Annotated in this window: 20 protein-coding genes and 3 pseudogenes; 14 read left to right on the top strand and 9 right to left on the bottom strand. The window is 72.2% G+C overall.

Features of this window, described 5'->3' with window-relative positions:
* The first annotated feature begins 364 nt into the window (after nucleotides 1-364).
* Nucleotides 365-901 (top strand): GNAT family N-acetyltransferase, encoded by a 537-nt coding sequence (locus OG627_RS25885; protein WP_329068978.1) that lies wholly within the window; start codon nucleotides 365-367, stop codon nucleotides 899-901.
* A 136-nt stretch (nucleotides 902-1,037) separates the two neighbouring features.
* On the opposite strand, the gene OG627_RS25880 is transcribed toward OG627_RS25885, so the two are convergent.
* Complete coding sequence (locus tag OG627_RS25880) at nucleotides 1,038-1,364, bottom strand: hypothetical protein (protein ID WP_329068976.1); 327 nt, start codon at nucleotides 1,362-1,364, stop codon at nucleotides 1,038-1,040.
* 205 nt (nucleotides 1,365-1,569) lie between these two features.
* Between OG627_RS25880 and OG627_RS25875 the strand changes: the two genes are divergently transcribed.
* Complete coding sequence (locus OG627_RS25875) at nucleotides 1,570-2,301, top strand: hypothetical protein (protein ID WP_329068974.1); 732 nt, start codon at nucleotides 1,570-1,572, stop codon at nucleotides 2,299-2,301.
* A gap of 53 nt (nucleotides 2,302-2,354) precedes the next feature.
* On the opposite strand, the gene OG627_RS25870 is transcribed toward OG627_RS25875, so the two are convergent.
* The gene (locus tag OG627_RS25870) at nucleotides 2,355-3,257 is read right to left on the bottom strand and encodes a Gfo/Idh/MocA family protein (protein ID WP_329068971.1); all 903 of its coding nucleotides are present in this window, start codon (nucleotides 3,255-3,257) and stop codon (nucleotides 2,355-2,357) included.
* Between the two features lie 208 nt (nucleotides 3,258-3,465).
* Between OG627_RS25870 and OG627_RS25865 the strand changes: the two are divergent.
* From OG627_RS25865 to OG627_RS25850, 4 genes and pseudogenes are all read left to right on the top strand, one after another.
* A pseudogene (locus OG627_RS25865) lies at nucleotides 3,466-4,105 on the top strand (hypothetical protein); the annotation flags it as partial.
* A 47-nt stretch (nucleotides 4,106-4,152) separates the two neighbouring features.
* Nucleotides 4,153-4,423: pseudogene (locus OG627_RS25860) on the top strand (ARPP-2 domain-containing protein); the annotation flags it as partial.
* Between the two features lie 187 nt (nucleotides 4,424-4,610).
* On the top strand, nucleotides 4,611-5,630 hold the full coding sequence (gene glnII, locus OG627_RS25855; protein ID WP_329068969.1) for a glutamine synthetase: 1,020 nt from the start codon (nucleotides 4,611-4,613) through the stop codon (nucleotides 5,628-5,630).
* A 441-nt stretch (nucleotides 5,631-6,071) separates the two neighbouring features.
* Nucleotides 6,072-6,677, top strand: coding sequence for a winged helix-turn-helix domain-containing protein (locus OG627_RS25850; RefSeq protein WP_329068967.1), 606 nt, complete (start codon nucleotides 6,072-6,074; stop codon nucleotides 6,675-6,677).
* Between the two features lie 91 nt (nucleotides 6,678-6,768).
* On the opposite strand, the gene OG627_RS25845 is transcribed toward OG627_RS25850, so the two are convergent.
* Both OG627_RS25845 and OG627_RS25840 read right to left on the bottom strand, forming a co-directional pair.
* Nucleotides 6,769-8,334, bottom strand: coding sequence for a PepSY-associated TM helix domain-containing protein (locus OG627_RS25845; protein ID WP_329068965.1), 1,566 nt, complete (start codon nucleotides 8,332-8,334; stop codon nucleotides 6,769-6,771).
* 59 nt (nucleotides 8,335-8,393) lie between these two features.
* Nucleotides 8,394-9,101: a hypothetical protein gene (locus OG627_RS25840; RefSeq protein WP_329068963.1), complete on the bottom strand. Its 708-nt coding sequence runs from the start codon at nucleotides 9,099-9,101 to the stop codon at nucleotides 8,394-8,396.
* A gap of 112 nt (nucleotides 9,102-9,213) precedes the next feature.
* On the opposite strand from OG627_RS25840, the gene OG627_RS25835 reads away from it, so the two are divergent.
* From OG627_RS25835 to OG627_RS25820, 4 genes are all read left to right on the top strand, one after another.
* A complete protein-coding gene (locus OG627_RS25835; protein WP_329068961.1) occupies nucleotides 9,214-10,227 on the top strand; it encodes an NAD-dependent epimerase/dehydratase family protein in 1,014 nt (337 codons plus the stop codon).
* Between the two features lie 153 nt (nucleotides 10,228-10,380).
* Nucleotides 10,381-11,748, top strand: a complete 1,368-nt coding sequence (locus OG627_RS25830; RefSeq protein ID WP_329068959.1) for a sensor histidine kinase — start codon at nucleotides 10,381-10,383, stop codon at nucleotides 11,746-11,748.
* Nucleotides 11,733-12,383, top strand: coding sequence for a response regulator transcription factor (locus OG627_RS25825; RefSeq protein WP_329068958.1), 651 nt, complete (start codon nucleotides 11,733-11,735; stop codon nucleotides 12,381-12,383). Before OG627_RS25830 ends, OG627_RS25825 begins: the two co-directional genes overlap by 16 nt.
* Before the next feature lie 175 nt (nucleotides 12,384-12,558).
* Nucleotides 12,559-14,118: a DUF1996 domain-containing protein gene (locus OG627_RS25820; RefSeq protein ID WP_329068956.1), complete on the top strand. Its 1,560-nt coding sequence runs from the start codon at nucleotides 12,559-12,561 to the stop codon at nucleotides 14,116-14,118.
* Between the two features lie 141 nt (nucleotides 14,119-14,259).
* Here the strand turns inward: OG627_RS25820 and OG627_RS25815 are convergent, their stop codons facing one another.
* Nucleotides 14,260-14,706, bottom strand: a complete 447-nt coding sequence (locus tag OG627_RS25815; protein WP_329068954.1) for a hypothetical protein — start codon at nucleotides 14,704-14,706, stop codon at nucleotides 14,260-14,262.
* A 108-nt stretch (nucleotides 14,707-14,814) separates the two neighbouring features.
* On the opposite strand from OG627_RS25815, the gene OG627_RS25810 reads away from it, so the two are divergent.
* Nucleotides 14,815-16,851 (top strand): hypothetical protein, encoded by a 2,037-nt coding sequence (locus OG627_RS25810; RefSeq protein WP_443073653.1) that lies wholly within the window; start codon nucleotides 14,815-14,817, stop codon nucleotides 16,849-16,851.
* A gap of 32 nt (nucleotides 16,852-16,883) precedes the next feature.
* On the opposite strand, the gene OG627_RS25805 is transcribed toward OG627_RS25810, so the two are convergent.
* Nucleotides 16,884-17,198 carry a hypothetical protein gene (locus tag OG627_RS25805; RefSeq protein WP_329068952.1) on the bottom strand — a complete coding sequence of 105 codons (315 nt, stop codon included), beginning with the start codon at nucleotides 17,196-17,198 and terminating at the stop codon, nucleotides 16,884-16,886.
* Between the two features lie 52 nt (nucleotides 17,199-17,250).
* On the opposite strand from OG627_RS25805, the gene OG627_RS25800 reads away from it, so the two are divergent.
* A complete protein-coding gene (locus OG627_RS25800) occupies nucleotides 17,251-17,997 on the top strand; it encodes a TetR/AcrR family transcriptional regulator (protein ID WP_329068950.1) in 747 nt (248 codons plus the stop codon).
* On the opposite strand, the gene OG627_RS25795 is transcribed toward OG627_RS25800, so the two are convergent.
* The 3 genes from OG627_RS25795 to OG627_RS25785 form a co-directional block, all read right to left on the bottom strand.
* Nucleotides 17,988-18,671 carry a DUF4230 domain-containing protein gene (locus tag OG627_RS25795; RefSeq protein WP_329068948.1) on the bottom strand — a complete coding sequence of 228 codons (684 nt, stop codon included), beginning with the start codon at nucleotides 18,669-18,671 and terminating at the stop codon, nucleotides 17,988-17,990. The two genes, OG627_RS25800 and OG627_RS25795, sit on opposite strands and share 10 nt — an antisense overlap.
* A 100-nt stretch (nucleotides 18,672-18,771) precedes the next feature.
* Nucleotides 18,772-20,877 carry an ATP-binding protein gene (locus tag OG627_RS25790; RefSeq protein WP_329072981.1) on the bottom strand — a complete coding sequence of 702 codons (2,106 nt, stop codon included), beginning with the start codon at nucleotides 20,875-20,877 and terminating at the stop codon, nucleotides 18,772-18,774.
* Nucleotides 20,878-21,108: 231 nt separating this feature from the next.
* Entirely contained in the window at nucleotides 21,109-21,237 is a 129-nt protein-coding gene (locus tag OG627_RS25785) for a hypothetical protein (protein WP_329068946.1), read from the bottom strand.
* Nucleotides 21,238-21,345: 108 nt separating this feature from the next.
* On the opposite strand from OG627_RS25785, the pseudogene OG627_RS25780 reads away from it, so the two are divergent.
* Nucleotides 21,346-21,767 (top strand): annotated as a pseudogene (locus OG627_RS25780) (hypothetical protein); the annotation flags it as partial.
* 228 nt (nucleotides 21,768-21,995) lie between these two features.
* Complete coding sequence (locus OG627_RS25775) at nucleotides 21,996-22,334, top strand: hypothetical protein (RefSeq protein ID WP_329068944.1); 339 nt, start codon at nucleotides 21,996-21,998, stop codon at nucleotides 22,332-22,334.
* Nucleotides 22,335-22,364 lie beyond the last annotated feature (30 nt).

Raw genomic sequence — 22,364 nt, 5'->3', positions numbered from 1 at the left:
GGGACCGTTGGCGGCGTGACGCCGCGGTTCGGGTACGGCGGGCCCCACCGCCGCACGGCTGCCCGTGAAGGCCGCCGTGGGACCAGGTTAGCCCCGTGGCCCGGACCGCCGCGAACCGCGGCGCGTCGATTGTCAGTGGTCGCTGGCACCATGACCGCATGAAGACCTGCAACTGGCGTCCGTTCCCCGATCGGTGGCGCGCCGACCGGACGGACTCCCCCGCCGTTCCGCGTATACGGGTTCACCGTGCGCGGCCGCGGGATCGAGTCGTGGGGCGTGCCGCCGGGGCCGCTCGGGGCCGACCGCACGCCGTCGTGACGCGGCGGGGCCGGGGCGACGGGCAGCGGGCTCCGGGCGGCGCGTCGTGACGGCGATCCTGACAGCGGCCATCGATACCGAGCGGCTGACGCTGCTGCCCCTGCGGGTCGAGCACGCGGAGGAGATGGCCGCCGTGCTGGGCGATCCGGCGCTGCACCGCTACATCGGCGGGGCGCCCGCGACGGCGCAGGAGCTGCGCAAGCGGTACGCCCGGATGGTCGCGGGCTCGCCCCTGCCGGTCATCTCCTGGTGCAACTGGGTGATCAGCGTCGAAGAGGAGGCGGGACGGGGCCGGTGTCTGGCCGGGTACGTCCAGGCGACCGTGACCCCGAGCCGTGACGGTGCCGGTCTCGTCGCGGAGATCGCCTGGGTGGTGGGCGGCGCGTGGCAGGGACGCGGCATCGCGAAGGAGGCCGCGCGGGGGCTGGTGCGGTGGCTGGAGGAGCGCGGCGTGGGAACTCTGATCGCTCATATCCATCCGGACCACCTGGCCTCGGTCGCCGTCGCCGCGTCGGTCGGGCTCACGCCCACCGATCAGTGGCAGAACGGCGAAGTGCGCTGGCGGCGGCGCGTCGTGTCCTGAGCCGGGCCGCACGGAGCCTCGCGGGGAACTCGGCGAGCGGGGGCCGTCAACCACCGTTCCCCCGGCCCGGATCGGGGCCGGGGGAACGGCGTCGGCAGACTCGCCCGGCCGACCAGCCGGTCAGCCGGTCAGCCGGTCAGCCGATCAAGGTGCGCACCATGCGGCAGGTGGTGTTGGACGGCGGGTGGATTCCGATGCGGGCCGCCGTGCTCCGTATCCTCCGGTTGCTCGCCTTCTCCGGCGCGTACACGCCCGAGTCCAGCAGGGCGATGGCGAGGCGCATCGCCTTCAGGCGCCGGTTGTGCGTCTCGTACCACTCGCGGGGCCGGCCCGCGGGCAGTGGCTTGCGCTTCAGCGCCGGTGATGTCCTGCGGGATGTCTTGAGCGGTGTCCTGGACGACGTCTTGGGCGACGTCCTGGACGGTGTCCTGACGGATTTCGTGGTGATGGTGGCAGCAGCCATCGGCGACCTCCCGGCACGGTGGTTGGACCCTCACGAACTACCTCTATTTTACCGCCTCCCACTGACAATCGCCCCTGGCCAGAGGCCATTTGACGACCTCGGAGCCAAGGCCGTTGAGCGGACTGGGCGGCCCGCGCGTATGTAACGGCGCACCGATCCCCCCACCGGCCCCACCCGTACGCGGCCGGGAACAGGAGCCCGTCACGTGTCCCGTAAGAAGACCCTCAGCGGCCGGAAGAAGATCGCCCTGCTCGTCGGCGCGGCGGCGCTCGCGGGCGGTACGGCGGTGATCATGACCGGCACCAGCCAGGCGTCGGTGGTGTGCGACGGACTGGCCACCGCCGTGACCAACAACGAGAGCTTCATCGCGGATCAGCGCGCCGCGCCTGACGCGCAGTCCGAGGCACGGATCGCCAACAGGGTGGCGGTCATCGAGGAGATCCGGCGCAAGCAGGTGGCGTCCGGCTGCGAGCCCGGGAGCGCGGGCGGAGAGGCGGGCGCTGGCACGGCCGGGAGCGGGAGCGGGAGCGGCGACGCTGCCGCCGGGAACGGACAGGCCGAAACGGGTGGTTCCCCGGGCACGGGCACGGACACCGGCACCGGCGACGACAACGCGGAAGGCGCGGCCGACGCGACCGACGCGACCGGGGAAGTCGTCTGCGCCGGTTCGACCGTCACGCTCTCCGGCGAGGCGGGTCCCCCGGCCGCGTCCAGCAACCAGTTCCCGGTCGGCACCACCCTTCGGGTGACCAACCTCGACAACGACAAGTCGACGACGGTGCGGGTCACGTCGGCCTCCGGCAGCTGCGCCCTGCTCAACGACGCGGCGTTCGAACTGGTCCGCGAGGAGGGCAAGTTCCTGATCCGCAACGCCCGGATCGAGCAGATCCAGAGCGTCCGGTCGACGCCGCAGGAGCAGATCGAGAGCGTCGGCTGACCGGATAGCCGACGGGCTCCCCGGGGAATCGGCCTCCCCGGGGAGCCCGTCGGCTATCCGGCCGCCACCTGCGCCTCCGCCGCCGCCAGGATCTCCGTCAGCCGCAGCCCGAAGCGCACGTCGCACGCGTGCGGCTGGCCCGTACGCACCGCCTCCAGCAGCGCGTCCACGGCGGCGGCGAAGGAGTCGACGGGATCGCCCCAGTTCTGCGGCAGCTCGGCCGTGCCGTGCTCACCGCGCAGTTCGAGCCCCGTACCCGCGCTCGCGTGCGGCGCGCTCAGGCTCAGCGCCACCGTGCTGGCCGCCCCCGACACATGCCGCAGCACGAGGTGGGTGAGGTCGGGCTCGGCGCGTGCGGCCAGCACATCCGTGACGTCGCCGAGCAGCGGGATCAGCGCGGACAGCGCGTGCGGTCCCACGTCCCACAGGCCGCCCTTCTCGCGGCGCCAGGGCGAATCGGCGAACGCGCTGTCGCTGCCCGGCGTGAAGAGGCCGCCGAGCCAGTAGGCGTGGGCCGTGAACCAGCCGCCCGTGGCGGCCTGCCGCGCCACCCACCGCGCGGTGTCGGGGGCGAACCGAAGGGTGCAGAACACCACGGACGCCACCCCGGCCTCCGCCGCCGCGTCCGCCACGGCGCGGGCGCCGGCCACGGTCGTCGCGACCGGCTTGTCCATGATCAGGTGGCATCCGGCGGCGGCGGCGCGGGCCGCCAGCGGCGCCTGGATGTCGGGCGGCAGCGCGAACGCGATGGCGTCGCTCTCGGCGAAGAGCACATCGAGCCCGGCCTCGCCGGAGTGGGCGGCGGTGTCGTGCGCGGCGGCGAGCGCGGCGGCGGCCTCGGGCCGCCGTCCCCAGACGCCGCTGAATTCGATGCCGGAGTGGGCGGCGAGGGCGGGCGCGTGCGTGCGCTCGGCCCAGGGGCCGGTGCCGAGAAGTCCGATACGGGGCTTGTCCATACGGGTCAGTGTGGCCCGTCCCCGTGCCGGGTGGGGAGGTACGGGCGTACGCGGGCGGGAAAAACCTGTGCCGGGCGTCCCGTACCGGGTGTTACGTTGCCGGGGCCGGCCGCCGGCCTCCGGTGCGACTTCCGGGACTTGCCTGTACAGCAGTGATTTCGCTGATCGCGCCCCCATGCCCCGGCCGGCGCTCACCAGGGGGAACACCATGCCGGAGACCTTCTCCGATCTTGTCGCGGCCGAGGACGTGCTGCTGTTCGTCAACGCGGCCGTCACGGCCACCGGACAGCGGGAGTTCCGCTCCGGGGCGTACGAGCAGAGCCTGTCGCTCGGCTCTCTGCACGAGTACGTACGCGTCAACTACCGGCCCGTCTACGCCGCCGCGCTCGCCCTCGACATCAACGACCGCAAGGCCGCGCTGATCATCGAGGGGCTGCTGCGGACGCACGGCGACGCGAGCCGGGAGCAGAAGCGGGCGGAGGGCCGTCTCATCGCCGCCCGGCTGGCCCGGCTGCCGCCGCAGCGTGTCTACCGGCTGTTCGGACGGCTCGCCGCGGCCGGGGTGAGCAACCGGCGCACCCGGGCGATCGTGCGTGACTGGCTGGCGGCCAGGACCGACCCGGATCATCGACGCCCTGGAGCACTCCCCCGACCGGCTCGTCATCGTCTCGGACGGCTGGGACAACGCCCCGCCGGGCCTGGCGGGCGAGGTGCTGCGGGTGTGGCGCACCCGTATCGACCGGGAGCGGCGGACCGCCGTCGTCCATCTCAACCCCGTATACGACGCGGAGGTTTTCGAGGTGCGCCGGCTGGCGCCGAGCGTGCCGACGGCCGGGATCCGGGACGCGTATCCGGACCGCCGGGTGCGGCTCTTCACGCAGGAAGGAGAGGGACGGTGACCAGGCTCGATCTCACCGGCTGACCGCCCGCCCCGCCCAGGTCCGGGGCGGGCTGCGGCTCGTACCGCTGGTCCGCGACGAGCCGGTGCGCGGGCTGCGGCTGCACCGCGAGATCTACGACGCGTACGGCGAGGTCCGGGTGGCCCCGGGACGCGGTACGTCTCGTACATCCCGCACGGTTTCGTCGCCGACTGGTCGGACGACGGCGGGCAGCGCGTGTCGTACGGCGGAGGCGCTGGGGACCGGTTACGACGAGTTGATACGCCGGATCCACGCGGCGGGTTCGGGTCGCTGCTGAACACCCACGAGGTCGCCCGGCGGTCCCGTCAGGGATAAAACATATGAAACAAAATAAAACCGGGTAACACCTGGTTCACGGTGGGGCAATCACCGGGAAATCCTGTATTGCGAAGCTGCGGGTCAAACCTGCTGCACCCGCAAAGGATGAGGCCCCGTGACGTTCAAGGCTGAGTACATCTGGATCGACGGCACCGAGCCGACCGCGAAGCTGCGCTCGAAGACGAAGATCCTCACCGACGGTGCGGAGCTTCCCATCTGGGGCTTCGACGGGTCGAGCACCAACCAGGCCGAGGGTCACGCCTCCGACCGGGTGCTGAAGCCGGTCTTCTCCTGCCCCGACCCGATCCGCGGCGGCGACGACGTCCTCGTCATGTGCGAAGTCCTGAACATCGACATGACGCCGCACGAGTCCAACACCCGTGCCGCGCTGACCGAGGTCGCGGAGAAGTTCGCGGGCCAGGAGCCGATCTTCGGGATCGAGCAGGAGTACACGTTCTTCAAGGGTTCGCGCCCGCTGGGCTTCCCCGAGGGCGGCTTCCCGGCCGCGCAGGGCGGCTACTACTGCGGCGTCGGCGCGGACGAGATCTTCGGCCGTGACGTGGTCGAGGCGCACCTCGACAACTGTCTGAAGGCGGGACTGGGCATCTCCGGCATCAACGCCGAGGTCATGCCGGGCCAGTGGGAGTTCCAGGTCGGCCCGCTGGCGCCGCTGGTGGTGGCGGACCAGCTGTGGATCGCGCGCTGGCTGCTCTACCGCACCGCCGAGGACTTCGGGGTCTCCGCGACGCTCGACCCGAAGCCGGTGAAGGGCGACTGGAACGGCGCGGGCGCGCACACCAACTTCTCCACGAAGGCGATGCGCGAGGGGTACGAGGCGATCATCACCGCCTGCGAGTCGCTGGGCGAGGGCTCGAAGCCGCTCGACCACGTCAAGCACTACGGCGCGGGCATCGACGACCGGCTGACCGGGCTGCACGAGACGGCCCCGTGGAACGAGTACAGCTACGGCGTCTCGAACCGCGGCGCTTCGGTGCGTATCCCGTGGCAGGTCGAGCAGGACGGCAAGGGGTACATCGAGGACCGCCGCCCGAACGCCAACGTCGACCCGTACCTCGTGACGCGGCTGATCGTGGACACGTGCTGCACGGCGCTGGAGAAGGCCGGACAGGTCTGACCCGCGGCGCCGCCGCGCACCGCGCGCCACCGCGCATCCCTGGGCTCCATCACGCGCACCACGCACCACCGGCCACGGCAGGCGGGGGCGATCGCCACGGCGGCGGTCGCCCCCGCCTGCCGTGGCCGCCTTGGTTCGAGCAGGTCGCGGGGCCTCCGTATCGACAGATGAAAGGAGCGTGCGGCGTGACGGCAATGTCTGCTTCAATGGAGTCATGGCCAGCTTCCAGTACCCCGTGACAGGTCGCACCGATCTGGAGCCGTTCTGGCCGTCCCGGCAGCACCACGACTTCGACCGGGTGTGTCGCCGCGTGAGGAACGCGCCGGCCCTCTAAAGCCCCTTCTTCCGGGCCTTCGGCCGCGCGCGCAGACGTACGTACCTCCCTTGTGCCGTTCGTCCTGTCGTTTCGACGACTCCTCCGCGCGAAAGAGCTGACCCCTCATGGCGAACTCCGTTCTGTCCTCGATCTCCTCCGCCACCGCGGCCGCGACCGCCGGTTCCGCGACGTCCCCGGGCCGGCACCGGCTCCGGTCCGTAGACCGTGACGAGACCGCCCCGGCGCCGGTCGCCGCCGTGTCCGCCGGCTTCGCCCCCGGCCGGATCGTGGACTTCCTGCCGCCCGACGCGACCTGGCTGCCCGCACCCCAGCACACCCTGCCGTCACTGCCGGGACAGCCGCCGATGGTCGGCTACCTCGTGCTCGTACCGGCCGAACGGCACGCGGCGGCGCTCGCGGCGTCGGCGCCCCGGACCGCGACGGGGGGCACCGGTCCCGTCCTGATCGACAGCGTCCAGCGGATCGCCGTCGTGGACGGGCAGCAGCTGGACCTCACGTATCTCGAATTCGAGCTGCTCGCCCATCTGGTGGCGCATCCGAACCGCGTGCACACCCGCGACCAGCTGGTGACCACGGTCTGGGGCTACGGGCACGTGGGCGACGGGCGCACCGTCGATGTCCATGTGGCGCGGCTGCGCCGCAAGCTGGGTGCCGAGCACCGCCGCGCGATCCAGACCGTACGGCGGGTCGGGTACAAGTACACCCCCTGACCGGTGAGTTGTTCCGGTACGGAAGCGCGCGACTACGCGAAAGGGAGTCCTGCCCGGCTCTGATCACCGGGCAGGACTCCCTCCGTCGTGCCTATCCGCGTGCCGCCGCCGCGCGCCTCGCGCGCGCCCACAGGCCGAGCGCCGCGTCCAGGGCGAGGAACACCAGCAGGCTGATCCCGAGCAGCGGCAGGAACCATCCGACCACCGCCGTCACCGCCGCGAGCGGCAGCAGCCAGGTCAGCGGCACCTTGCGCCAGGTGCCGCGCGGTATCGGCCGGCCCACGCCGAGCGCGCGCTCCTTGGTGGGACGGCGCAGCCACCACATCCGGTAGCCCCAGACGATGAGCAGGATCAGCGCGAGGGCCAGCGCGGCGAGCGCGAGCTGGTTGGCGAGGCCGAGGAACAGCCCCATGTGGGCGTCGATGCCGAAGCGGGTCAGCTTGGCCAGCAAGGGGTAGTCGGCGAAGCGCAGTTCGTCGATGATCGTGCCGTTGGCCGGGTCGACGGCGACGGAGTCGAGGCGGACGGGGAACTGTTTGTCCGTCTGCGCGATGACATAGCCGCTCCCCTCGGTCGGCAGGGTCACCTGGACCGGCCCGTCGAGTCCGGCCTGCCGGGCGGCGACCACGGCGAGGTCGACACCGACGTCCGTTCCCTCCATGCCCTCCATCCCGGGCATGTCCTCCATGCCCTCGTGCCCCTCGTGGCCGCCGCCGCCCGCGCCGGCCGTGCCGCCGTCGAGGGCCGCCGAGACGGACGGGGTCGCGCTGCCGAGCTGGTCCTTGATCTCGGTGATGTTCCCGCCCGCGTACTTCGACCAGGTCAGCCCGGTGGCGGAGAGCAGGACCAGTCCGGTCACGGCCCACAGTCCGAGCGAGCCGTGCAGGGAGAGCGTTCGGCGCCGTCCGGTGGTGCCGCGCTCGGGAACGAGCAGCGCCCGCTTCGAGGCGCGCTTGCGGCCGACCCAGAGCAGCAGCCCGCCGAGGGCCACCACCCAGAGCCAGCTGGCGGCGAGTTCGCTGTAGTAGAGGCCGGGCTCCCCCAGCTGGAGATGGCGGTGGAACTCGGAGAGCCAGGCCCGCACCGGAAGGGCGCCCGAACTGCCGTAGCTGTCCAGCGCGCCCCGTACCTCCGCGGTGTACGGGTCGACGAAGACGGCGAGGGAGTGGGACTCCTTGGCGTCGGGGGTGGCCATCAGGACCTGCGTCGTCGCGCCCTCCTCCTCCGGCAGGCGTACGGAGGTGACGGTGCCCTCCGGGTGCGCGGCGCGGGCGGCGGCGAGCTGGTCGGCGAGGGGCTGGGTGCGGTCGCCGACCGGGGCCCACATCTCGTGGCGGTAGAGGACCTTCTCCGCCTGGTAGGAGAGGGAGTAGAGGAGTCCGCTGACGGCGGCGACGAGCATCAGCGGGGCTATCAGCAGGCCCGCGTAGAAGTGCAGCCGCAGGACGAGGGGGCGCAGGGAACTCCAGCCGGAGGGAGCGGGAGTACCGGCGGTGCTGCCTGCCGCGTCTGCGGATGCGGCACCGGGTGCTTCTGCGGGCGCGGCCCCGGGTGCGGTCTCCGGCGCGGCCTTGGACGCTGCTTCCGGTGCGGGGGATCTTCCGTCTCCCGTTCCCTCGTCCGTACGGGGCCCCTGTACGGGGTCGTCAATGGCCATGACTGTCCTAGGTGTTGGCATGCGGCATGGGGAAAATGGCCCCGGCCGCCCGCCGGTCCTCAGACGGTGACGACGGCGACGGCTCCAGGGGCTGTGACGCGGGGGATGCGCCGGCCGGGCGGGCCGCGCCGCGACAGGGTGTGCGCGAGGACGATTCCGCGGAAGCGGTGGGCCGCCGGAGCGCCGGGAGCGGGCCGCAGCGGCGCGGGCGCGGCGGGCAGCGCGCTCGCGGTGAGCAGCAGCCGCAGCGGAGCGAAGGCCAGCGCGCCGACGGCGTGCGCGAGCCGGAAGAGCGCCGCCTCGCCCCTGGCCAGCCAGACGGCGCAGACGGCGGCGGCGAGCAGGTGCGCGAGGAGCATGCCGGCGGAGCCGTCGAGCACGGCGTCCATGCCGGGTCCCGTACCGGATCCCGCACGGGACGCCGGTGCGGCGGCCGTACCGGCGTCCGCCATCTCCATGCCGCTGTGGGCGGCCGGCGGCCCGGACAGGCCGTAGGGCAGCGCCCCGGAGAGGATCAGGTGCAGCAGCCCCTGGACGGTGAGCAGCCCGGCGCCGATCGAGGCGACGCCCCGGCGCCGTCGCCCCGCGAGCCACGCCACCGCGCCGGTCACCGCGAACGCCGTCCACAGCGCTCCGGGCCGGATCTCGTGCGCGGGGCCGCCGCCCGCCTCCGAGGCGAGTGCGTGGCCGACCGCCGCGAGGGTCACGCAGACCGCCGCGAAGGCGGCGGCGCGCAGGGCGCGGAGCGGTGACCGGGCGTCTGTCATGGTCCGCACATGTTGCCATCCCGTCGCCGCGCGCGGCAGACCCACGGCCCGCGATTCCACCGTCGGCGAATCCGCGGGCCACGGGCGTCCGCGCGTGGCAGGTTGGGATCTCATGAGGCTCCTCCTTCTCGGTGGTACGGAATTCGTCGGCCGCGCGCTCACCGAAGCGGCGCTCGCGCGCGGCTGGGAGGTGACGGTCTTCCACCGTGGCCGTCACCCGGCACCGCCCGGCGCGGTCTCCCTGCTCGGCGACCGCACCGCCCCCGGCGGGCTCGCGGCGCTCGGCACAAGCGGAAGGAACGGCACGAGCGGCCCCGGCGAGTGGGACGCGGTCGTCGACACCTGGTCGGCGGCACCGTCCGCCGTGCTCGCGACGGCCCGGCTGCTGGCGGACCGCGCCGGGCGGTACGCGTACGTCTCCAGCCGCTCCGTGTACGCGGAGACCGCACCGGCCGGGTGCGCGGAGGGCAGCGCGCCGGTGGAGGGCGCTTCGGCGGCGGCAGGAGCGACCTCCTACCCGCGGGACAAGCGGGGCGGCGAGCTGGCGGCCGAGTCCGTCTTCGGCGACCGGGCGCTGTCGGTGCGCGCCGGTCTGATCCTCGGCCCCGGTGAGAACGTCGGCCGGCTCCCCTGGTGGCTGGGCCGGATCGCCCGGGGCGGCCCGGTGCTCGCGCCCGGCCCCCGCGACAACCCGTTGCAGTACGTCGACGCGCGCGACCTGGCCACGTGGACGCTGGACGCGGTACGGCAGGGGCTCGGCGGCCCGTACAACCTGGTGAGCCCGCCGGGGCACACCACCATGGGCGAGTTGCTGGACACCTGTGTGCGGGTCACCGGTTCGGACGCCGAGCTGCGCTGGACGGATCCGGAGACGATCATCGAGGCGGGCGTCGAGCCCTGGATCGAGCTGCCGGTCTGGCTGCCGCCGGGGGAATCCCACGACGCCGTGCACCGCACCGATGTCTCCAAGGCCCTGGCGACGGGGCTGCGCTGCCGCCCCGTGACGGAGACCGTGGCCGACACCTGGGCCTGGCTCGGCTCGCTCGGCGGCCCGGCGCCGCTGCGGCCGGACCGGCCCCGGGTGGGGCTGTCCCCCGAGGTGGAGGCGCGGCTGCTCGGCGGCTGAGGCGGCCGCGCGGTGGTGCTGGGTGCACCCCGGGCCGGGGGGAGAGCACGCTCCCGTCCAGGGGTGGTTTCGCGTCAGACTGAACAGGTGCCCGGAGGTCGGGCTGTCGGAGCCCGCGGGGCCGTCCGGCCGTGAGGGGAAGCAGAGACCGGCATGAGTGGGAACGCCACCATCAGGAACGGCAGAGGCAACGGCAACGGGGGCGGGGACGGAAACGGGTTCGGGCGCGGAAACGGGTTCGGGAACGGGTTCCTCAGCGGCGAGCGGATCCGCGCGGCGCTGCTGGCGGGCGCGCGGGGGCTGGTCCTGGCCCCCGTCGCGCTCGTCGGGGGGATCGTGTTCCTGGTCACCTCGGTGCTCTCGATCGCCTTCATCGTGCTGGGGATCGGGCTGTTCGCCACCCCCCTGGTCCTGACGGCGCTCCGGAGGTACGCGAACCTGCGCCGGCTGCTCGCCGCCACCTGGTCCGACGTCCGCGTCCCCGTGCCGTACCGGCCCTTTCCCCAGGACGCGGACGGCCGCGGCCCCGGCCCGGTGCGGCGGTGCTTCCTGATGCTGCGGGACCCGGCGACCTGGCGTGATCTGCTCTGGCTGGTGGCGGACATGACGGCGGGGTTCTTCCTCGCGCTGCTGACCGCCGTGCTGATCCTCTACCCCGTGGAGGGGGTCGCGCTGGCCGCCGGGCTCTGGCGCCCCTTCGCGGACGGCACCTACTGGTACGCCTTCGTGCCCGTCAGCGGCCCGGGGACCGGCCTCGCCGCCGGGGCTCTCGGGCTGGTGCTGCTCACGGGCGCTCTGCGCTACTGCCCCGACGTCCTGCGGCTGCACTTCCTGCTGACGAAGGCGGTACTGGCGCCCACGAGCGACCGGGAGATGGCGCTGCGGATCGAGCGGCTCACCGAGTCGCGGCACGACGCCGTGGACAACTCGGCCGCCGAACTGCGCCGCATCGAACGGGATCTGCACGACGGGGCGCAGGCCCGGATCGTGGCGATGGGGATGGATCTGGGGACCATCGAGTCGCTGATCGAGAAGAACCCGGCCAAGGCGAAGGAACTGATCGGCAAGGCCCGGCAGTCCTCCGCCGAGGCGCTGACGGAGCTGCGCGATCTGGTGCGGGGCATCCATCCGCCCGTACTCGCCGAGCGGGGGCTCGGGGACGCGGTACGGGAGCTGGCGCTGCGGCTGCCGCTGCCGCTGGAGGCCGAGGTGAGCGCGGAGCTGCCGGGGCGTGCCGAGCCGCCGGTGGAGTCCGCCGCGTACTTCGCGGTGAGCGAGACGCTGACCAACACGGTCAAGCACGCGGGCGCCGACCGGATCTGGATCGATCTCTCGCACTCCGGGGGGATGCTGCGGATCTCGGTCACCGACAACGGCACGGGCGGCGCGGTGCTCGGGGGTGGCTCGGGGTTGTCGGGAGTGGAGCGCAGGCTCGGTACATTCGACGGTGTCCTGGCCGTCAGCAGCCCCGCGGGCGGTCCCACCATGGTCACCATGGAGATTCCTTGCGAGTTGTCCTAGCCGAAGATCTCTTCCTGCTGCGCGACGGTCTGGTCCGGATGCTGGAGGCCCATGACTTCGAGATCCTCGCCGCGGTGGAGAGCGGGCCCGAACTGGCCCGGGCCCTGGCCGAGTTGGAGCCGGATGTCGCCGTGGTCGACGTCCGGCTGCCACCGTCGCACACGGACGAGGGGCTCCAGTGCGCGCTGGCGGCGCGCCGGGCCCGTCCGGGGCTGCCCGTCCTCGTCCTCTCCCAGCACGTCGAGCAGTTGTACGCGCGCGAGCTGCTGGCGGACGGCAACGGTGGCGTCGGCTATCTGCTGAAGGACCGGGTCTTCGACGCCGAGCAGTTCATCGACGCGGTGCGCAGGGTCGCGGCGGGCGGTACGGCGATGGACCCGCAGGTGATCTCGCGGCTGCTCTCCCGGCGCGCCCAGGACAAGCCGATCGGCGGGCTGACCCCGCGCGAGCGCGAGGTGATGGAGCTGGTGGCACAGGGCCGCTCCAACGCGGCGATCGCGGCCCAACTCGTCGTCACCGAACGGGCGGTGGCGAAGCACACCTCGAACATCTTCGGGAAGCTCGGTCTTCCGGTGTCGGACGACGACAACCGGCGGGTGCTGGCGGTGCTCGCCTATCTGGAGCACGGCCGGTGACGCGTCCGGCGTGAACGCTTGACGGGCATACGCCCGGTTTGTCGATGGAGATTTCTATGAATTCCCGGGACCTCTGAACACCCTGTGAATGATGTCCGTATGGAACGGAGCGCTTCGCTTCTCCCCCTGCCGCGATTTTCCTGTAACCGGCAACGAAGCTTGAGGAGTTAGTTCCATGGCACGCACATCGAGAAAACGCTCCACAACGGCAAACCGGGCGATCGCCGCCGGGGCTGCCTTGCTCCTTGGCGGGGGCGGGCTGGTAGCGGTCAATGTCTACGCGTCTGCCGGCGAGGGCAAGTCCTCCCCGCGGAGCCAGAACACCGCGCAGTCGTGGTCGACCATCAAATGCCCGGACGTGGCCAACCAGAAGCAGTTGGCGGACGTCCCCGAGCCGGCGCGCCCCGAGGTCGCCCGCGAGTTGGCACTGCTGGACGAACAGATCACCGAGGCGTACAAGCGGTTCGCCGACTCCAAGTCCGCGATCGCAGGCGATCCCGGCTACGCCAACAACGCCATCCTGGGCCCGCTGAAGGACAAGCGGGTCGCCACCCTCGACCGGATCGCCATCTCGATCGGCCGCTTCGGGCAGAAGCCCGAGGGACTGGAAACGTTCGCGGGCTGCGCCCTCCAGGCCGACGACAGCCCGAAGGAGGGCAACGGCGGCAACAACAACGGCGGCGACAACGGTCAGAACGGCGGCCAGAACGGCGGCCAGGGCGACGGGCAGAACCAGGGCCAGGACGGCGGCCAGGACGGCGGCGACCAGGGCCAGAACGGCGGTCAGGGTGACGGTCAGGACCAGGGTCAGGACGGCGGCCAGGATGGCGGTCAGGATGGCGGCCAGGGCGGTAACGGCCCCGAAGCCTCCGACTTCGTCGACATCACGACCGTCCAGCCCAACGTCAAGAAGGTCCGCACCGGCCGCGGCGGCTCGAAGGGCACGTTCAGCTCCTCCTGCGGCGTCAACGCGAACAAGCTTTACAACACCGACAACGTCATTGTCGCCCCGGGTGTGAGCAACGGCGCGCACCACCTGCACGACTACATCGGCAACCAGTCCAACAACGCGTTCGCGACGGACGACGACCTCGCCGGATCCAGCACCACCTGCGAGAACCAGGGCGACAAGTCGTCCTACTTCTGGCCCGTGCTGCGCCTCCAGAACGGCGAGCAGGAATTCGACGCCAACAACGACGGCGGTGGCATCGAGGGCAACGTCGGCAAGATCCTCACCGCGAGCGAGGTGACCAACACCTTCGTCGGCAACCCGAAGTCGAAGGTCACCGCCATGCCGCGGCTGCTGCGCATCATCACCGGTGACGCCAAGGCGTTCGTCAACGGCGACGCCAACGCCAACGCCTCGTGGAGCTGCACCGGGTTCGAGGACCGCCAGCTGAAGGACAAGTACCCGCTCTGCCCCGAGGGCAGCCAGGTCGTCCGTACCTTCAAGTTCCAGAGCTGCTGGGACGGTCAGAACATCGACAGCGCCAACCACCGTACGCACGTCGCGTTCGCCAGCGGCAACGGCAGCTGCCAGAACGGCTTCAAGGCCATCCCGCAGCTCGTGCAGCGCCTCGTCTACGACGTGCCGCAGGGCGGGGGCTTCGCGGTGGACTCCTTCCCGGAGCAGCTGCACAAGCCGATCACGGACCACGGTGACTTCATCAACGTCTTCGACGAGAACGTGATGAACGATCTGGTGGGCTGCGTGAACCAGGGCCGCAAGTGCTGACAGGCCACCGGCCTTCGAAGCACTGAGGCTTCGCGCGGGAGGAGGCGCCGGGTCCTGTCGGACGAAACCGACCGGTCAGGACCCGGCTCTCTTCCCTTCTCCCCCCGCTCCCCCGCTTCCCCCCACACCCGCGCTGCGCGGTCAGTTCATGTCGTGACCGGAATGCTCCTCGTCCCCCCCACTGTCACCACTGCCCCCGGAGTGGTGCGACGAGCCGCTCTCCACGGTCCCGCCGAGCCGGCCGCGCAGCGCTTCTATGATCTTCTCGTCGCCCACTGCGGTCCACTTCCTGCCGAGCAGATACGAACCGCCATAGTCCTTGGCCTCGTTGATCCACTCGCGCTGGCCGCGGTCGGTGGCGAAGGTGGCCAGCACCCACTTGCCGTCGTCCGTCTCGCAGTTGCCCACCCGCAGCTCGGTGGCGTCAGTACTGATGTGCGGTTCGCACTTCGCCTGCTCGGCAATCTCCTCCAGACTCCCGGTCGCCGTCTTCGGCACTTCGGGGGCCTTCTCGTCGTCCGCGCCGCAGCCCGTCGCGAGAACCGCGGTCAGGGCTGCCATTACCACCAGGGATCGTTCCTTACGCATACGGTCATCGTCTCCCGTGAACACACCTCCGCGCCCCCGAACGGCGGGATCCGCGGGACCGGACCGGAACCGTCCCGTCCGGAGTGACCATCGGATCTATGGCTCGTTCTGCTGAACGTGTCCCCCGACAGAAACGTCTCTGCACCCCCGGCGGCCCGCGTACCGGCCGCCGCCCCCACCGCCGTCCCCACCGCCACCCTGGTCGAGCACTATCCGCGCCTCGTGCGGATCGCCTATCTCGTGCTGCCGCCCTCCCCCGGCGGCGACCGGCGCGTCCTGGCCGCGCACGGGCTCGTCCAGCGCGCGCTGCCACCCGGCCGTACGGACCCCGGCTACGCGTATCTGCGCGAGCGGGTGCTGCGCTCGGCGCTGGACGCCGGGCGCCCGCGCCGGTGGCCGGGGCGGGTCCTGCGGGCCGCGCGGGCCGTCCTGCCGCCGCCGCTGCCGTACGTCCGGGGGCTGCGGCTGGCCCCGCGCTCCGGCGGCGCGGCCGAACTCGCCCTGGACCAGCGGCTGTCCGCCCTCTCCGGGCCCGCCCGTGCCGCGCTCGTGCTGCGCGCGCTGGAAGGGCTGCCCGACGCGGAGGTGCGGCGCGCGCTCGCGGCGGCCGGGGCCGGGGACGGGGTCACGGACGCGGCGCTCGCCGAAGCCGCCGAGGTGGCCGACGTCGCACCGGACCCCACGGGCCCCGTCAGCACGGGCCCCACCGGCGCGGACACCATCGACGCCGGCCCCACCAGCGCGGGCCCCACCGGGATCGCCGCGCTGCTGCTCTCGCCCGGCTTCGACGCCTGCTCGCTGCGGGCCAGGCCCACCGATCTGCTGCGCAGGCGCCAGCGGGGCCGGGCCGCGCTCGCCGCCACCGCCGCCGTCCTCTTCTGCGGGGCGCTGCTCGCCCTGCCCGGCGGCGGCTGGGGCCCGGACGGCACCGGCGCGGCCGCCTACGCCCAGCACCCGGCCGATGGCGCGGCTCTCGATCCGGCGCTGGTACGGAGGGTCGCGCCGGCCGCCTGGCGGACCTCCGCCCGTACCGACTTCTCCGTCTGGCCCGCGCGCGGGCCGCTGGCCGGGGACGACGCCCTGCTGGGCCGCGCGCTGGCGGTCTGGGGCGCGCCCGGCGGCTCCGTACAGGTCTTCGCGACCCCGGCCACCCCTGCGGGGCCGCCGATGGGTCCGCCCCAACTGCTGTACGCGGGGCCGCTGGACGGGGAGCGGGTGGTGGTCTTCCACGACGGGCTGCGGATCGTGCGGTACGCCGAGACCGCCGGGTCCGCCGGGTCCGCCGGGCACCCCGCCCCGGCCACGCTCGACTTCGCGCGGACCGACGGCGCCGACGCCGCCGCCTCGAACGCGCTGGCCGTCGGCCGCCCGGACGGCAACGTCCGCTATCTGACGGCGCCCTGGGTGACCCGTACCTCCGTACGGGACCTGCGGGCGCCCAGGGCGCCCGCGCGCCCGCTGCGCCGGGACGCGGACGGCGTGACGGATCCGCTGCCGAGCCCGGCGGCGGCCCGCGACTGCGCGGCCTGGGACACGCTGGAGGTGCACGACACCGGCGGGGGCCGCGGCGGCGCGGACCGGCTGCTCACCGACCTCGGCGAGCCGGTCCCGGCGCGGCTGACCTCCGGGCCGCCCGCGGCGCCGCACGACGTGCGGGACCCGGCCGACCGCGCGGCCTGGGCGCGGACGGCCTGTCTGCTGCCCATGGTGCGCTCGCACGGCGTACGGTCCGTGAACTCCTGGGAGTTCGCCCGCCAGCCGCTGCCCGAGTCGGGCGGCACCGCCCGGTGGCTGTGCACCAGGGCCGAGACCTGGCGCGGCCCCGGCAGCAGGGTACTGGCGCAGTTCCAGGCGCCGTCCCCCAAGGCGGCCGGGGAGCCGGGCGCCGTCGCGGCCAGGGCGGAGGACTCGCCCGCCTGCGGGGCGCGCGATCCGCGGGTGCTGGCGGGCGTGGTGTGGCAGTCGGGCGGCGGGCGGTGGTACGTACTGGCGGCGGGCAGCGGGCAGTTCAGGTCCCTGGCGACGACCGGCGGCGTGCCGGGCGCCGCGCGCGGCAACCTGCTCGCCCTGCCGGCCTCGCGGGGCGCCCACGCGGAGCTGTCGGGGCGGCTGTCGGACGGTACGGAGGTCGGCGCGCTGCGCTAGGCCCCGCCCCGCCGCGCCTCGCCGGACGGGCGCTACGGCAGCAGCAGCCAGTCCGCGCCCAGCGCCGCCACCAGGCAGGCCCCCAGCAGCCAGCTGCCCAGCCGGGTGCGGCCGTGCCGACTGAGTTCGATCACCACACCGCACAGGATCATCGCGAACCCGTACACCCCGACCACCAGCACCGAGGTGCGCTCCGCGAGCCGGATCACCAGCAGCGCGGCCAGGCCCACCAGCAGCGCGGACGCCACCGCGATCCGGATGAGCCGCGCCTGACGGGGCGTCAGGCCCACGTACTCCGGATCCGGTGCGGGGGTGTCCACGGACTCGTGCTGGTCAGATGCGCTCATGGACCGCGAGCGTATCGGAGATCCCGGGCGGCCTGCCGGTTAGGCTGTTGGTATGACGACCGGGGTGCGCCGCAGGATGGGCGTCGAGGAGCGCAAGCGGCAGCTGATCGGGGTGGCCCTCGAACTGTTCAGCAACCGCTCCCCCGACGAGGTCTCGATCGACGAGATCGCCGCCGCGGCCGGTATCTCCCGTCCGCTCGTCTACCACTACTTCCCCGGCAAGCAGAGCCTGTACGAGGCGGCCGTGCGCCGCGCCGCCGACGAGCTGGCCGCCAGCTTCGTCGAGCCGCGCGAAGGGCCCCTGGGGGCACGGCTGCTGCGGGTGATGGGGCGCTTCTTCGACTTCGTGGACGATCACGGCCCCGGCTTCTCCGCGCTGATGCGCGGCGGCCCCGCCGTCGGCTCCTCGACCGCCAACGCGATGATCGACGAGGTGCGGCAGGCCGCGTACGAACAGCTCCTGGCCCATCTGGGCGTCGCCGTCGACGCGCCGCCCGCGCGGCTGGAGCTGGTCGTACGGTCGTGGGTGTCGCTGGCCGAGTCGACCGCGCTGATCTGGCTCGACGGGCGGCGGATACCCCGGCGCGAGCTGGAGGCCCAGCTGGTGCGCGACTTCGCGGCGCTGGCCGCCGTGAGCGCCGCGTACGACGCGGAGATGGCCGGGATCCTGCTGCGTATCGTCGCGGACGAGCCGGCCGACGGCCCGTTCGCGGACCTGTTCGGCCGGCTCGCCCTGCTGAGCGCGGGGGCCGCTCCGGAGGGGGCGGCCGGGGTGCCGGGTCAGCGGGTTCAGGCGTAAACGACCTTCACCTGGGTGAAGCCCAGGGAGTGCAGCAGGCCCTGGAGCATGCTGGTGGTGTTCTTCTCGGCCCGGCCGGTCAGTTCGCTGTCCTTGGCCGCCTCGCCGATGTGGCGGGCGGCGAGCTGGTTCACGGCGCGCTCGTCGGCCGGGTTGTCGGAGAAGAGATCGCCGAGCCGGTCGAGCAGCCCGCGCTGCTTGGACACGGCGTACGAGCGGTCCGGGTCCATCGCGGGCTTGCCGAGCCGCGCGTGCGGCAGCCGGATCGTCGCCGCCGTGCGCTCGTCGTTGACCTGGACGCTCTTCTCCCCGATGCCGCCGAAGTCGACGTACGAGGAGACGGTGCCCGCGCCCACGAAGAGCGTGCGGGTGCCCTTGAGCGCGTCGGGCAGGTACTTGGTGTCCTTCTCCAGGTCCACGACGACCTGGAAGTTGCCCGAGGCCGCCTCGTACCGGTCCAGATCCTGAATGGATTCGAGCAGGGTCGGTCCGGTGCGGTCGTGGGTCTCCTCGCCGAACAGGTTGCCGAATCCGGGCAGCAGGTCGAGCCGGCTGCCGAGGAACAGCAGCCCGGCCACGACGACGAGGGCCAGGGGAACCTTGCCCCACCAGGGCAGCCGTGCGGGGCGGGTGCCGCTCCGGCTCTCTTCCGGTTTCGCGTCGGTGGACGTCATGCCTACCGGATATCCCGCCCAGCGCGGTTCACACGGTCACAAGGAAAAGCTTTGGCTCAACTTCCTTGATCCACAGTCCAGTTGCGGACCCTATGGCGCCCTATGCCCCCGGGAAATGCCCCCGCAGCGCCCGCGCGAGACCGCTCTGCCCGTCGTCCACCAGCCCCCGGTGGAAGGCGTCCTCGTACGCGGGGTTCCCGGCCGCCGCGCGCGCCTGGCGTTCGCACTCGGCGCGCACCGGGGCCAGCTCGGGGGTGCCGCGCTGCGGATGGCCGACCATGCGCCAGAACGCCTGGCCGGTGCCGTAGGCGTGCGCGGCGCGCTCGCCGTCGCCCTGGGCGGCGACGGAGGCGGCCAGCAGATCGAGGCCGAGCGCGATACCGAAGCTGTCCCCCAGCTCCTCCTTGCCGCTGACCATCGAGCGGGCGTGCGCCTCGGCCTCGTACGGCCGTCCCTGGAGCAGATGGATCAGGGCCAGCTGGTAGTCGGCGTAGGCGCGGGTCCAGCACTCGCCGCGCTCCAGGCAGACGCGGCGCAGCTCCTCGGCCTGCTCCCGGGATTCGTCGAGCCGGCCGAGCGCGGTGAGCGAGAAGATCCGTACCAGTCGGCAGCGCAGCTGCGAGGGCGAGTCGAAGGGGTCGGCGGGCCGTTCGCGCAGGGCGCGGTCCGAGACGGTGAAACCGGCCTGGGCGCGGCCCATCATCAGACAGGTGAGGCTCAGCAGATAGGCGGCGGAGAGCATCGACTCGGGGTCCTGGTCGCGCCAGGCCGCGGTGGCGCACCGCTCGCCGAGCCGGTAGGCGCCCTCGTGGTCGCCCTGGAGCATGACGGTGACGCCGAGGGCCCACAGGGCGCGGGTGCGGTGCGGTCCCGGTTCCCGGGCGGCGTCCAGGGCGTGTTCCAGATAGATCCGGGCCTCGTGGAGGTGGCCGCAGCAGCTCCAGAAGAAGGCCACGCGGCCGGCCATCTCGACGGCCGTCTCGGGCTCGTGGGCGAGCAGGTGGTTGAGCGCGGCGCAGAGATCGGCGTGGGTGTCGGTGATCCGCCGGTACCAGCCGACCTGTTCGGGGCCCGGCCAGCCGGTGTGGGCGAGGCGGGCGAGGTCGGCGAAGTGGGCGGCGTGCCGGTCGGCGAGCGGCTTGTCCTCGCCGAGTTCGGTCAGCCACATCGCGCCGTACTCCCGGATGGTGTCGAGCATCCGGTAGCGGGCGCCGTCGTGGCGCAGCACGGAGCGGCCGGCGAGCCCCTCCAGGGCCTGGAGGACCGCGTCGGCGGTGAGGGGGCCGCCGGTGCAGACCGCCACCGCGTCCTGCGGGTCGATGTCGCCGCCGAAGACGGAGAGCCGGGCCCACAGCAGACGTTCGAGGGGCGCGCACAGCTCGTGGCTCCAGCCGATGGCGGTGCGCAGGGCGCGGTGGCGCTGCGGCCAGACGCTGTCGTGGGTGAGGGTGTCGAGCCGGGAGGTGAGGCGGGAGGACAGCAGATCGGCCATGTGCTCGACGGAGCGGCTGTCGAGCTGGGCACAGGCGAGTTCCACGGCGAGCGGGACGCCTTCGAGTTCGCGGCAGATCCGGACGGCCGCCGCCGCGGTCGCCGTGTCGTCGAGGCGCAGCCCGGGTGCGGCGGTGACGGCGCGGTCGCGGAACAGCATGAGGACGTCGCCGGGGCCCTCCAGCGGCAGCGGCGTCACGTCGAGGACGTGTTCGCCGCTGACGCCGAGGGGCTGGCGGCTGGTGGTGAGGACGGTGAGTCCGGGGGCGGCGGTGAGCAGTTCGCCGACGAGGTGCCGGCAGGCGGCGACGACCCGGTCGCAGGAGTCGAGGACGAGCAGCAGCCGCCGGTCGGCGAGCCACTCGCAGAGGGCCTCGATGGGCATCCGCAGGGAGTGGTCGCTGAGTCCGACCGTGTCCGAGACCGTGATCAGCAGCGTCCGCTCGTCGTAGAGCGGGGACAGGTCCACCCACCAGACCCCGTCGGGGTACGGCCGGCCGTGGGCCGGCCCCACCGGGACGCCCGCCCACTCGGGGGCGCGCCGCTCCACGTGCCCGCGGGTGCGCTCGGCGGCGCGCAGCGCGAGCCTGGTCTTGCCCACCCCTCCGCTGCCGGTCAGGGTGATCAACCGGTGCTCTTCGAGCGCGCCTTCGAGGAGGCGCAGCTCTGTGCCGCGCCCCACGAAGCTGGTCTTCTCCTCGGGAATGTTCCCCACCACGGGAACATTCTGGACCAGTTTCGGCCCAGGACCGACACGCGCGGGAAGAATCGGTCAGGGCCTGGCGGCGTCGGCCGCCGAGATGGTGGCCGGGGTCCCGAAGCATCAGGCAGATGAACGCACTTGGCGCGGGGACGGCTTCCGGCCTTGGCTGTTCTGTCGCCGTTCTCGTCGGGGGGGGGGGGACTCCAACGTCTTCAGCAGGGGCGCGGCGGCGGGCGGGTGACTTCAGGCGGCTCGGACGATCAGCGCGACGGCCACGGCAGCCACCGCAGCCGCGCACGCGATCAGCGTCAGCCCCATGCTGATCAGCGCCACCATCACACGCTTCTGCCCGTGCTCCTCATCCGTCATCATGCGCGGACGGCCGGGGCCAGGCCCAGCGTGATCACCGCGCGGCACGCCATCACGCTTAGACCGTGTCCTATGTGGTGATCGTTCGCTGGGTAGGGCATGGGGGTTTCGGGATATCGAAAGTCGGCTGCCCATCTCCGCTTCGTGATCTGGTCGAGGACTGGCGTGTGGGGCCAACTGCACGAGGCCGTACTCGACGAGTGCAGTCTGTTCGACCTGTCGCGGGTGGTCCTCGACTCCGTGCACGTACGGGCGCAAAGGGTGGCAACTCTCAGGCCCAAGCCTCCTGGGCCGGGGTAAGTCTGGCTTCATGATCCACGTTCTGTCCGACGCGGCCGGACTGCCCCCTTGCCGCCGGCGTCTCCGCCGCCAGCCCTCACGACAGCCACGATCTGAAACCCGTGGTCGCCGGTCTCCAATCGAGACACGACACGGAAAACGGCTGGCACCACAGACCCCGCAACTACCTGGCATTCCTCGGCCTCGCCACAACCCTATGCCACTACAAGCCACTCAACCGACTCGCCAGATAAGACACGGCATTAGGTAGTTTCCCAGGTCAATTTAACGAAAAGAGCGTCAAAGTGTCTAAATCTGTCTTAAATTTTTCGGAAGTCCTATAGTTTTCCGTATCTTCGGCAATATCAGCCATCCGGCGTGAACTCCACGCTCCGTGTTCGCAATGTGTGTTAGAGTTACATCTGAAATGCGAAGGGGCGACAAATCGGCGCCCCTGACTTTTTCTGTTCCCAGGGGGGGAAATGAGTTCGTTCGCGACTCGCATAAGGAACAGCAAGGCCGCAAAGGGTGCAGTCATTGCGGCTCTGGCGACTGCGGCTATCGGCCTCACGGCCCCGACGTCGAGCGCCTCCTATGAAAGCACATGGCAAGAGGGCTGCCGTGGGTATTGGTACTCGACTTCCGGCCACGGCTATTGCCAGAATGCAACGGGATATCCGTCCTATGGCTATTTCGCAACCTACGACTGCAATGTCGAGATCGATACACAACGCTACAAGAAGCTCTCTGCCGGCTACGTAGGCAAGTTCGACAGTCATGAGTGCACGTTCAAGATAAACAAGACTCGCGTCTACCAGTAATCTGCCAACACCGTGATGGGTCCGCCGGAC

The organism is Streptomyces sp. NBC_01429, from assembly GCF_036231945.1.
GTDB lineage: Bacteria > Actinomycetota > Actinomycetes > Streptomycetales > Streptomycetaceae > Streptomyces.
Note: the sequence above shows the minus strand (reverse complement) of the source record. Positions and strands in the feature narration are given on the sequence as shown.